The organism is Winogradskyella vidalii (assembly GCF_013403955.1).
Taxonomy (GTDB): Bacteria; Bacteroidota; Bacteroidia; order Flavobacteriales; family Flavobacteriaceae; genus Winogradskyella; species Winogradskyella vidalii.
Window position 1 is genome coordinate 374,413 of record NZ_JABFDG010000002.1, and the last position, 12,647, is coordinate 387,059.

Sequence of the window (12,647 nt, forward strand, 5' to 3'; positions counted from 1 at the left end):
AACTTATAGATAAATTAAAAAACCTCAACTACAATCTGTTAATCACAGCATTGTGTTGAGGTTTAATAAATAATTTAATTAAGTCAATTATTCAATAATAATTGACTTGTAATACGTATTCTTATTCGTTGCAATTTCAATAACATACATTCCTGTTGCCATATTACTTACATTGATAGTTTCCTCATCACTTTCTTTAACTAATTTTCCTGTATTGTTATAAAACTTAACTTTAGTTACGCGTTCGTTAAGATTCACTTTAATATTCAGTAAATCATTAGCTGGTACTGGGAACACTTTTATCGTTTTCTCTACTGTTTCAGTATCACCAACATTAAGTGTTATCCCTGTTTTATTTATGGTAAAATAATCATCGATAGCACCTGTATCTCTTACAAACTTTACGGTTAAATTTTGTCCGCCATTACCATCACTTTCAATTTCCATTACACAAGACCCTAATTCATTTAAAGATAAAAACATAGCTTCATGATCTAAATCTCCTCCTGAAATTTGCCCTGATGAACCTGCAGTAATATAAACAGCACCCTCTGTAGCATCATTCGATTTTTGGTAAGCACCATCGCCATCTGCTTTTCCATTTCCATCACCAGTTTCGCCAACGGTATGACCACCATTAGTTATATTATCGATGTTAAACGTATTTGCAAATCCTTGATGTCCATTTATAAAATAAGAACGCTCATATGAGTGACTATGTCCATTTAATACAAGGTCTACTCCATTAGCCTCTAATATTGGCATAAAGTTTTCTCTCATTTCAATCAATCTTCCTTCCCAATCCGAATCGTGAGATCCTTTAGAATAAGCTGGGTGGTGAAATAAAGCTACAATCCAATCTTGTGTTGTGTTTTGAATATCATTTTGTACCCAAAGTTGCTGACTACTCCCTACTTCTCTACTCGATTGGTAAGAGTCTAATACAATAAAGTGAATATTTGCATAATCGAAAGAATAATACGCTTCCGTTCCTGAAGCAACACCACCAGCTTCTGCTGCGGTTGGAAAAGTGAAGATATCGTAGTATGGACCAGACTGTGTTTCTAAATCTGAAGTAAAACCATCATGGTTTCCTAAACAAGACCAAGCTACTGCTTTTTTAAACATGTCGTCATACACATTAAAGAAATAACTTTGATGTTGAGCATCTGTACCATTACTATAAGCATTATCACCTAAAAACAACATCATGTCCGTTTGCCCAGTATTTGTTTCTACTGTAGACACATAATCGTAATAAGCATCTCTAACGTTTCTCTGGTTAATACTTCCTGTTCCTGGATCCCCTAAAATCCATGCTCTTACAAATTGATCTGTTCCTGCAACGGGTGCTGTTTTAATAAACATATCTCCAGTTTCGCTTTGTGCAAGCACTTCATTGGTATTACCTATATTATAATAATAGGTTGTATTAGGTTCTAAACCTACTAAAGTCACTTCATGCTCTGTTGTTAATTCAGAATTAGAAGCTACTGAAGTTAACATATTTAAAGCGGTTCCGTATTTAACTACAGATTGTGTTTCTACGGCTGTTCTCCATTTTACAACCACACTTGTAGGTGTTCCACTTTGTAAATAAGGCCCTCTTTCTACTTCAATAGTTGGTGCTATAGATACGCTTGGAGTTAATTTAAAATTAAAACTAATATCGCCACTATTTACACTACTCTGGTGAATTTCTACAGCTATGATATTTATACCCTCAACCAATGGAGAAGAATTTACATTTTGAGTATTCCAAAAATCTTCATCACTACCACTAATTCCTGTAATTGCCTGATCATTAAAAGCAATAGGTCCTTCCGTTGGCATATTATTTCTCCAAACCTCAACATTATTCACATAAACTACTATACCATCATCTCTAACTGCTTCTAAATCTAGACTGTTATACATTCCTATATTTTCCATATCAATGAACTTTCTAAAATAGGTTGTAATAGGTCTTGGTGTAGCAGGAACCCCTAAATCGGTAACTTCATCGCCATCGCCGTAACCAATTTCTGTGGCACCTTCTTCCCAATTACTTTGGTCAAAAGTTAAGGTTCTCCATGCCGTACCTTGATCGCTTCCATCATTTAAATAAAACCAATCATCACCTGCATTAATCGTTGCAGGAAAAGAAGCATCTTCACCTTGTCCTTGAACATTAAATGTAAATGGATTTTCATCCGTATCATTACTCTCTATGGTGATTGTAGCTGTAGACAAAGCTGCACTAGTAGGTACAAAAGTGATATTAAAAGTTGAAGACATACCGCCATTAATAGTTGATTCTACATTACTAATCACAAACTCTGGATGATTACTAGTAATTGAAGCTATAGTAATTACACTATTTCCTGTATTTTCTAAGGTATAAGACTTCGTTGTTCCTATAGAAATAAATGCAGAACCAAAATCGGTATTATCTAAAATATCTGGTGTTGTATCGCCATTAGAAATTAAGGTTCCGTTTCCTAAAACATCTAAATCAATAATAGCCGTTTCTCCTGTAGCCTGTATACTAAATGTATAAGGATTTTCATCTGCATCATCACTAGCAACAGAAATCATTGCTGTATTAGTTACTGCTGCAGTTGGTGCATATTGCACTACAAATTCTAAACTTTCACCAGCGCTCACACTAGAAGAACTTGGTTGTGTTAGAATCGTAAATTCAGTATCACCAGTTATTGAAACTAATGGAGCCCCTGTTAAGTGTAAATCTTGTTCTCCTAGATTGGTAATAGCAAACGTACGGGTTAATGTTTCATTAATACCTGTATTTTCAAATTGTGTATAGTCTGAAAGATCTGGTGTTGTATCTCCATTTGGTATAGAAATAGCGTTTCCTGTAATATCTATTTCTACTGGTGGTGTTTCATATGAAACATGTAACGAAACTGAAGCACTAGAAGCTTCTCTATATGCCCCATCAGATCTTGAAACTCCTGCAAACATAAAAGCCATACTATTTCCTGACTCCCAACCACTTCTTGAAGTAATTTCAGAAAGTATAGCACTAATATCTGGAGTTCTTTGTCCTACTGAAGCTTGACCAATTTGGCCTACCCAACTCGCAATAGACCAATCGACATTGGCAGTAGTTGCTGTTCTTGTTGAAAGACCAAAATTGCCATTAGAACCAAGAACAGAAGCATCATCTGCATCATCACCAGTAATATTTACCATAACATCACCATTACCATTTTCATCTACTTCAAACTGAACATAAGCATTAGTTACTGTAGCATTCTGAGGAAGATTAACATTTTCAAAACGTACTCCTACGACTTGTTCTGTAGTTCCGTCATAATATAATTCTAAATCGGAACTAATAGTACTAACATAACCACTACCACTAAATGCTTCTTCTGCTGTACCATCATCTTCATTAGCTGCGATTGTTAGGTTAGAAACACTAACCTCTGAAGGTGCTGCAGTGTATTCAATATGTAATGATGGTGTTCCTCCAGAATTACTTTCAGCTTCTCTCCAAGCACCATCAGATCTTGAAACTCCTGTAAATTTAAAAACCATACTATTGCCTTCTGCCCAACCACTTCTTGAGGTAATTTCTGAAAGTATAGTACTAATATCTGGTGTTCTTTGATCCGTTGATGCCAGACCAATTTGTCCTTCCCAACTTGGAATAGCCCAATCTGTGTTTGCTGATGTAGACGGTCTTGAAGAAACACCATAAGCAGCATTGCCAACAAAACTAGATGCATTATCTGTATCATCTCCTGTAATATTTACAGTAACATCTCCTGCGCCGTTTTCATCGACTTGAAATTGAATATATGCATTTGTAATAACTGCATTTTGAGGTAATGGAATATTTTGAAAATAAAGTCCTACAACCTGCTCATCAGTACCATCGTGATATAATTCTAAATCTGAGCTACCTGTATATACTTCGCCACTACTACCAAATGCTTCTTCTGCAGAACCTGCACTGCCATTAATAGGTATATCTACCGATACAGCAGATTGCGAAAATGAATACACTGAAACCAGTAACATCATTAACATAAAAGTACTTTTTTTAATCATAATTTTTGTTATTAATTAAGTTTTCTAAATGTTTTATTTGTTTTTTTAATTTTAGAATAGACGACATATTTTTAAACTTAGCATCTAATTGGCCTATGGCAATTGTAGCTTGTTTTAAGGCTATATTGGTTTCATCAGTTTTGTTTATCTGTAATAAATAAGCTGCTTTTTTATAATACCAAAACTCTTTCCTTTTGTATTCTATGATGAAATAATCGTATTGATTTAGTGCTTTTTCTGTTTCATTTGCTGCCTTGAGATAGTCTAACTTTTTAAGTTGAAGTGATAAAGTATTTTCTCCCAATTTGGTTAACCCTATCTCAATCGCATTTAAAGCAACGTCATAATTTTTAGGGTTTTCAGCTAAAATTATATCTGTATATTCTAAGATATCTTCTGGCCGTATATCTAGCATATGGTCCATAACATATTTATAAGCAGCTAATGATTTTTTATATTTTTTAAGTTGAAATAATATTTGTGCTTCTAACTTTTTAGCTTTAACATCAGTAGGGCTAATCTCCAAATAAGACGTTATATCAACAAAAGCACTATTATACTCCTCTAATAAGTAATTAACCTCAGAAATTCTATACTTTAAAACTTTATCCTTGTTCCCTAAAGCTTTAGATTTAATATAATCATCCATTGCTTTACCAAACTCTACGTGTTGTTGATACAATACCCCTCTTTCAAAATACAACTCGTAATTATTTGGAGATTCTAAAATTTCTAATGATTTTGCTTTGATTTTCTTTGATAAATCACCATGAGCAAACATTGGTGTAGACAAACACAAAAAAAGAATTGCAGAGAGTACTATTTTAAATAATACTGTACCTGTAAAAACCCCATATTTTAACTGTAGAATCTGTAATTTTTGTTTCATTAGAAAACTAATTTTTAATTCGAAACAAATGTAGAAATTATTCTAAATGGCAGTCTTTAATCGGTATTTCACAGACTCTTCTAAATACATAAAACATCGATTAAACGTATAATTCCATTTTGCAACAGAACGTAAAAACTTTCATATCAAAAGATTAACAGACACTATTAAGATTGCTTTAAATGATCACCAAGGCATTGTTAATAATGTGTTTTTATTGTTAAGACATTACACATTAAGCGCTGAAAATCATGTTAGAACTTATAATTTATTAAATAAAAAAAGCCGTTAAGAGACGTTAAGAAAACGTAAACTTGGCTTAAAAAAAAAACAAAAATTAGGGTAGTAATTTGAAAATAGTGCATTTAAAATGCTCTAAAAAATTTAAAAAAGACAAATTAGAACTAATAAAACAGAAGCGAATGAAGTAAGTTTAAGCTGACAACATTACAGAATAGATATATAAATTAATATTGGTATAGCTTTTGCATTATAATTTTTAGTAATTTTGCAGCCCTTGAAACTTTACGATATGTTTCTGGGTTTAGCGCGTTAGGGATGAAAGCGGCATCCTTTTGCGATCCTAGCAGGTTTTTAAAACCTTGCAGGTATGAGCAATAGAAAACGTTAAAAAAATATTATCATTTATGAGATTCCTGCTTTCGTAGGACATATTGGGGTCGACTGGTTTTGACAGCGAGATTAATTAAATGGTAAGCACGTGGTGTAATGGTTTTGAAACACCTAAAAGGCTGAACCAACTTTTTAAACGGCGAGAATAACTACGCTTTAGCTGCATAATCTGAATTATAGTAAGATTTCGTGCTCATTCCTACTAGGTAGGAAGGCTAAATGTCTCCGAAAAGCCCTAGTCAGTGGCGTTTCTGCATGAGGCATCGTAAAAATTGACTAAGATTAGGTAGCGCTTTGATGCCTTTTCAAGATTAAAAAGCTAAGTTGTAAGTGGGTTGTTTGTAACCAGCTTGCAATCGAAAATCCAAGAACAAAATAAACGTGTAGAAAGCCCTTTGGTTACTTGTTTGGACGAGAGTTCGATTCTCTCCGGCTCCACTTCCGCTCTCCGAAGCTTTATGCTAAGGAGAGCTTTTTTTATTCTATATCTTTTCTTTGTTGTTTGAAATTGTTTTTTCATAAAGAGCTTCGGTGGACGTGCACACTACAATTACATAAAATTTTAAGAAAACCTTTAAACACTTTTATCCTAAGACTAAAGTTTATTTTCTTTAAACATTCGAAGTTTAATCCCAAAAATCGCACGGCTTTAAATAAATTAAAACTTATGAAACTACCTCACACTGTTTCTATCCTAAAAATGCTCTGAAACAACGCATTACAAGAGTTACACCATCAATATTAAGAAACAGATTAATGGCACTCAAAATAAAGAAGCACAGTTTACAAAAAGTCGATTACCAGTAACATTAGTTCATTTGTCATTATTTGAAAATAAACAAAAAGCCTATGACTTTGAACAGTATTTGAAGTCAGGTTCTGGTATTGCTTTTCGGAATTAACAGCGAGTTTAAAAAGGTATTTGAATTATACAGCAATGAATTTCAGTATAGCGTAATTAATCAGCCTTTAGTTTTTTTTAACTCACATAAATTGTTCATCTTCCTCAACGTCATTTATAAACTCACTGACTAAAGCTAGCGATGCTACATCACATATCTATTTCTATTATTATTTATTTAGAGATATAAAAGCGGCATTAGATATGATAAGAATATCAAAAAAGACAACCGCTCGGTTGGACGTGTTGAAAACCCGAAAGTGGCATGAACAAAATAAATTATAAGACATCAGCCTTAACAAAATATGCTGAAGCCTATAAAAACTACACACTATAAGATTTCAAGATATAAAGCGGCTAAACACAATAAATATAATAGTACTATAATCTAGCTCATGAACAGCCAGAAAAAGTAGCTGAATTGATACAAGTTATTGAAAATGCGCGTATCCAATTAGGCGATAAAGACAGGATTGGTGAAAGCGTTCTCTTTTTTTGACTAAAGCTTCAATAAAAAGGTAATTATAAAGCGTTTTTAATGTCTTCCACAGAAATTCCAAAGACATCGTTTAGAATAGGGTTTAACGTTTCTGAAGAACCTTCAAAATGACAAGTTAGCTGTATATGCGTTGCACTTTCTCCGGATTTTAAAGCTAAAGCTGGAGAAGACGTTTCTAATTCATAAAAAGGTCCTAAGGGTTTTTCTCCCGGACTTGGTTCACCATCGTTATAAGCATTAATAACATCACCTGAAAAAGGTTGGTCTTGGATTTCCCACATAGAATTAACGTAATCAGTCACACCATCGGGCTTATTATATTTTACAATGGTTAGAATGTTGTTTTTAGTGTCATACGACCCCGCAATATCTTTTGCGCGCAATGGATTTAATCCAATTTTACCGCGATAATTACCATCGCCACTGAAGTAAATCACAGCTTCTTTAACCATTAAACGATCAGAAGGCACTTTACCAAAATAAGTATCGTTAACAACCTCACCCAGCTTAGCTGTTTCACCCGAATGATATGGAAAAAACATTACGGTATCTGGTGATGGATTATACATCCCTAGCAACCAAATAGACAATAATCCGTTGGCTTTTTCCCAGTCCGTTTCGCCCAAGTTTGTAACCGTATTCTTGGTTTGATATGCAACAACTTTAATGTTGTCTCCTAGTGAATTAAGGCCTAATTCCTTGACTAAAGTTGCTTTAGACAATATTGAAATTTTACGCTCAATTCCCATTTCAAACTGAAAGCCTGAATAATTTTTTAAAGCTGCTTTTTTAGAAAACACCACGTTATTAGATGATTGACTCACCACATCAAACGGCTCTAAATCAATCAGTTTTGGTGTGTACCAATTATCTAAATTGAATTCAGCATCTTTTTCAAAAAAAATGGAATATTGCCCACCTTCTGGACCTAACCAAAACCGTTCTTCACCTCCAAATACATTAATATGTTCCAAGGTGTCTTTTGATTTGAATAGCGCCTTATTTATCCAACCATAACTCCTACCCGATTTACCAGAAGCACTACTCGTCATTACGCGACCTTGTAAAGCTGCTGCGATAGCGACTTTAGAATTTCCTGAATCATCTTGAAGTTCAATTAAGTCTATATAGTCTTGCAAAAAAGCAAAATCGTCCTTATAAGTTGCCATAATTTGATTAGTATTTATTAATTCTTCTGCTTGATTTTCTGGTAAAGTTTCAGGTTTATTTTTTACATGAAGTCACCATAAAAAGAAAAACTAAATGTAAGATTGTTGGAAGGATTATATGAGATGGATTCAGTTTCAAAATTTGAAATTTAACACATCACATCTAAGTCAATCCGACTAATATTTATTGAAAATATTGATTTACAAATAAGATTTCATTAACAGAGCCGCACCTAAAGCACTTTCATTTTTACAATCTGAAATTTTAATAACAATATCACTTTTTAAACATTTTAAAAATTGAATAAAGACCTCATTTTTATTAAACCCTCCTGAAATATAAACATCTGTAATGTTAGAATTTTCATCAGAAATCAAATCAATTGCTGAAATTACTTTTTTACTGATTTCATAAATTAATTGATAATAAGCCGTTTCATACGAGAGAAACTTTTGCAGTAATTCTGGATGCGCTTCAAAATCGGTATCAATACCTTCTGCTAAAAAAACACGAGCATCTTGATCAATTAATTCATTACACAGTGTGGTATTTAAAACAAGGTCCATATGCGTATTAATATCGACTTTAAAATACTCGCTTAAGGCCTTTATATACACTTCATGAATACGACCTAAAAACTGCATCGATGATTTTACCTGTTGCTTTTCTGGAGTCATAAAACACAAGCAATTGTTTTGTAATTGATGCTGTGTTAAGGTTTCTTTACTAAAAGGATTCATGGCTATAATCCAAGTTCCTGTAGAGAGTAAAACAAAATCATTTTCGTTTTCTAAAATAGGAATGATTGACGATGAACTATCATGTAAACCTGAACCAACCGCAATCTTTTCGCCATTAATTTCTGTAATAACGGCTTTGTTGCCTTTACAAGGTTCTGGCAGCTGAATATTTTCTTCTTTTAACCACGAATGGTATTGCATGTTATCAAAGTCCCAAGTCGCTGTATGCGCACCAACCGACGTATAATCGGCTGTAATTTTTTTAGTGAATAAATAACTTAGATATTGTGGGTAATGTAAAATTGCATCAACTTCTTTCCATAATTCTGGCTTGGTGTTTTTAAACCACAACATTTGAAGTCCTGCATTTAACATCCCATAAGATGGAGATGCCGTTTTTCTAGAAAACTCTTCTACACCACCGTGAGCATTATAAAAGGCACTAAAATCGTTAACATCTAGCGGTTTTAAGTAATTATATAAAGGCGCCATACGTTTACCTTCTTTATCTAAATAGATTAAAGATGCGCCGTGTGTAGAAAAATTAATGGCTTGGATTTGGTAAGTCCCTAATTCTTGAATTTTTTTTATTTCAGCCTGAATCCAATTTTCTATAGCTTCAATATTATCACAACAAAAACCATCTTCATCTTTTATCTCGTTAAACTGAATGGCATTTTGAAACACCATGTTAAAAGAAGCATCAAATAAAAAGACCTTCTTGTTCGTTTTTCCAATGTCTATAACTGCTATAACTTTTTTCATGTGTATATTCTTTGTTTTTTTTATGGTCACATGGAATATCCATAATATCAGTCCCTAGCCATCAAAAACTAGCTACGGATGTTTCATGAATTTCAGATTTATGTTGCCTTATTTCTATAAGCATAGAAAATAAGTTCTATTTAACACGAAGCATTTTAAGTTGGCTTCAAAAATAGTCTATGATTAGTGACTTGTGTTGGGATTGTAATTGATAATAAAGCTTCCTTTTTAATAGTTTTACACCATTAAAAAGGACCTACTTTATCATCTTCTTTGGAAGTGAGATCAAACAACTAACTTAATCTCTATGCACTAAACCCCAAATTGTAATTGTTTATTTTTAATGTTTAAAACCATATAATGGTCCGTAGTTTTCACAAGCTCTATAATCAGCCCCTTCTAACCCTTCACCAAAGGCAGCCCATGCACTTGGTCTAAATACATCGTCTTCAGAAACATTATGCATGTTTACAGGAATACGTAACATCGCAGCTAAAGAAATTAAATCGGCACCAATATGTCCGTGAGAAATTGCACCATGGTTTGCGCCCCATTTTGCCATTACAGTGTATACATCTTTAAAGCACCCTGTACCTGTAGTTCTTGGTACAAACCAAGTGGTTGGCCAAGTAGGATCTGTTCTATCATTTAAAACATTATGAACATCTTCTGGCAACTCAACACTCCAACCTTCTACTATTTGTAAAACAGGTCCAATGCCTTTAATTAAGTTAATTCTACACATCGTTAAAGGCATCTCTGCTTTTGTTAGGAAATTAGAAGAGAATCCACCACCTCTAAAATATTCTACAGTAGCTGGAGGCCATTTTGTATTATTTAAACAACGTTGAACATCCTCTTTAGTGATGTCCCAGAATGCTTTCATTGTTGCATTTCCGTCAGCATCTTGTTGTTGCGCTGTTGCGTCTAAAGTGGTAGAACCAGAATTAATTAAGTGAATAATTCCGTTTTCAGCTAAACCTGTTAATTTTTTACCTGTAACACGTTCTACAGATTCTGGACTCCAATATGTACGTACATCAGAGAATAACTGTGCTTTATTAGTCAATAAATGACCAAACAACATTGAAATGGCGTTTAAACAGTCATTTTCTGTGGCGAACGTGTAGGCTTGACGAATACCATTCCAGTCGAAAGATGAATTTAGAATAGACTCTGTAAAATCGGCATTTGGTTGATAATCGGTCCATTGACGTTGTCCTTGGAAACCACCCATAATAGCGTTTCGTCCTTTAGACTCTTCACCGAATCCCATGTCTTTCAACTTCGGATTTCCGTTCATTAAATCTTTACAGATTAAAGTCATTTTCACAACTTTCTCCCACTCTTCATCTTTTTGCTCACGCGATTTTTGTGCTTCAGGATTGTTTCTGTCTTCTCCTTCAATACAGTTTTCTTTGGTCCACGCTAAAGCTTTTTCATATTCTTCTTTGTCGTAAATCCCTTCATCCATACGTCTTAAAAGCTCAACAGACTCTACAAATTCTGCTCTTACTCCTAAATAATCTTGTAAAAAGTTAACATCTACCATAGACCCCGCAATTCCCATAGAACTGTAGCCTATAGATAAATACGACTTCCCTTTCATTTGAGCTACTGCCAACGCTCCTTTTACAAAACGTATAATTTTTTCAGAAACATCTTGAGGAATGGTTTTATCACCACCATCTTGAACTTCTTTTCCGTAAATACCGAATGCAGGTAATCCTTTTTGAGAATACCCGGCCAAAGCTGCTGCTAAATACACAGCTCCAGGTCGTTCTGTACCATTAAAACCCCAAACGGCTTTAGGTGTTAAAGGATCGGTATCCATAACTTCTGTTCCGTAACACCAACATGGCGTTACTGTTAAAGATACTTCAACACCTTCTCTTTTAAATTTATCTGCACATGCTGCTGCATCTGCAACTCCCCCTATTGTAGTATCTGCAATAACGCATTCTACTTTTTCTCCACTAGGAAAACGTAAGGTTTCTTCTATTAATTTTGCGGCTGCTTTAGCCATATCCATGGTTTGAACCTCTAAAGATTCTCTCACACCTAGCTCACGTCCATCAATTGTTGGACGAATACCTACTTTTGGTAATCTACCTATTAATCTACTCATCTTTATTATGCTTTTCTATTATGTGAATTGTTCTAATTCTGTTAATTGCTCGTTAGATAATCCTGCTGGCTTAAATCCTGCTGCCCAACACATCATTAACATTTTAGCGCCTTTGTTAGCGACATCTAAAAAGTCCCATGCTTTCATTACATCTGGTGCAGTTGCTGTTGCGCCATGTTTTTCCCATAAAGACACGTTTCGTGTTTTAAAAGCTTCCATAGTCACCTCAGCTAAAGCTGCTGTACTCGATAAAGCGTATGGTGTACAGTGAATACCTTTAGGCACAAACACTTTTACCTCTGGACACATCATCCAAATTTGTCTATTCAATTCTTCTTCGTTGTCAAATAATTCATGGTGACTCATGCAGATTAACTCTAAAGGGTGTGTATGAACAACCGCTAAATTTTCTGGATGGTGAATTGAATTAAATAAGTGAATACTAGCATGAGAAATTAACTCACAGGTTGGTCCAAAGTTGTCACGTTTTCCACCCCATATGATAGAATATGCCGAAGCATCTTCATTAATGTATAGTATACATGAAACCTCTTCAAGTTTATCCACTAAATCTCTTAAGTAACAACCTGTTCCTGTAATATATATTACAAATCCAGCTGCACCTTTAGGAAAATCGAAAGGCACTTCTTCACCTATACCTTCAACTTCTTCTTTTTTAAAGTAAGACGTTAAATTCATGGAAATATTTCCTGCATTTCGTTCTGCCCATTCACGTTGCCATAAATAACCAGCAACCTCGGATACTTGTTTTAATTCTGCTTCTACTTGTAATGGAAGTTTTATCGTTTTCATATTTATTTGAATAAAATTGTTAAACAAAAATATACAGATAGAACTCTGTA

6 protein-coding genes and 1 other RNA gene are annotated in these 12,647 nt (G+C 34.1%); 1 reads left to right on the top strand and 6 read right to left on the bottom strand.

Translation table 11 applies throughout. From position 1 onward, the window contains the following. Positions 1-87 precede the first annotated feature (87 nt). Together HM982_RS08435 and HM982_RS08440 are read right to left on the bottom strand one after the other, a co-directional pair. Positions 88-4,059 (bottom strand): choice-of-anchor D domain-containing protein, encoded by a 3,972-nt coding sequence (locus HM982_RS08435; protein WP_179352705.1) that lies wholly within the window; start codon positions 4,057-4,059, stop codon positions 88-90. Beyond that, entirely contained in the window at positions 4,052-4,948 is an 897-nt protein-coding gene (locus HM982_RS08440) for a tetratricopeptide repeat protein (RefSeq protein ID WP_179352706.1), read from the bottom strand. The genes HM982_RS08435 and HM982_RS08440 overlap by 8 nt, the downstream gene beginning before the upstream one ends. 676 nt (positions 4,949-5,624) lie before the next feature. Here HM982_RS08440 and ssrA point away from each other — a divergent pair. Next, positions 5,625-6,022, top strand: a transfer-messenger RNA (tmRNA) gene (ssrA, locus tag HM982_RS08445). A 982-nt stretch (positions 6,023-7,004) separates the two neighbouring features. Here the strand turns inward: ssrA and HM982_RS08450 are convergent. The 4 genes from HM982_RS08450 to rhaD form a co-directional block, all read right to left on the bottom strand. Continuing rightward, the gene (locus HM982_RS08450; protein WP_218849790.1) at positions 7,005-8,150 is read right to left on the bottom strand and encodes a DUF6786 family protein; all 1,146 of its coding nucleotides are present in this window, start codon (positions 8,148-8,150) and stop codon (positions 7,005-7,007) included. Positions 8,151-8,351: 201 nt separating this feature from the next. Then, the gene (locus HM982_RS08455) at positions 8,352-9,656 is read right to left on the bottom strand and encodes an FGGY family carbohydrate kinase (RefSeq protein ID WP_179352707.1); all 1,305 of its coding nucleotides are present in this window, start codon (positions 9,654-9,656) and stop codon (positions 8,352-8,354) included. A gap of 340 nt (positions 9,657-9,996) precedes the next feature. Beyond that, entirely contained in the window at positions 9,997-11,784 is a 1,788-nt protein-coding gene (locus tag HM982_RS08460; RefSeq protein ID WP_179352708.1) for an L-fucose isomerase, read from the bottom strand. 18 nt (positions 11,785-11,802) lie between these two features. Next, the gene (gene rhaD, locus HM982_RS08465; RefSeq protein WP_179352709.1) at positions 11,803-12,597 is read right to left on the bottom strand and encodes a rhamnulose-1-phosphate aldolase; all 795 of its coding nucleotides are present in this window, start codon (positions 12,595-12,597) and stop codon (positions 11,803-11,805) included. Positions 12,598-12,647 lie beyond the last annotated feature (50 nt).

Coding starts and splice junctions, on each gene's coding strand:
- HM982_RS08435 (WP_179352705.1), bottom strand. CDS start 4,059: ATGATTAAAAAAAGTACTTTTATGTTAATGATGTTACTGGTTTCAGTG.
- HM982_RS08440 (WP_179352706.1), bottom strand. CDS start 4,948: ATGAAACAAAAATTACAGATTCTACAGTTAAAATATGGGGTTTTTACA.
- HM982_RS08450 (WP_218849790.1), bottom strand. CDS start 8,150: ATGGCAACTTATAAGGACGATTTTGCTTTTTTGCAAGACTATATAGAC.
- HM982_RS08455 (WP_179352707.1), bottom strand. CDS start 9,656: ATGAAAAAAGTTATAGCAGTTATAGACATTGGAAAAACGAACAAGAAG.
- HM982_RS08460 (WP_179352708.1), bottom strand. CDS start 11,784: ATGAGTAGATTAATAGGTAGATTACCAAAAGTAGGTATTCGTCCAACA.
- rhaD (WP_179352709.1), bottom strand. CDS start 12,597: ATGAAAACGATAAAACTTCCATTACAAGTAGAAGCAGAATTAAAACAA.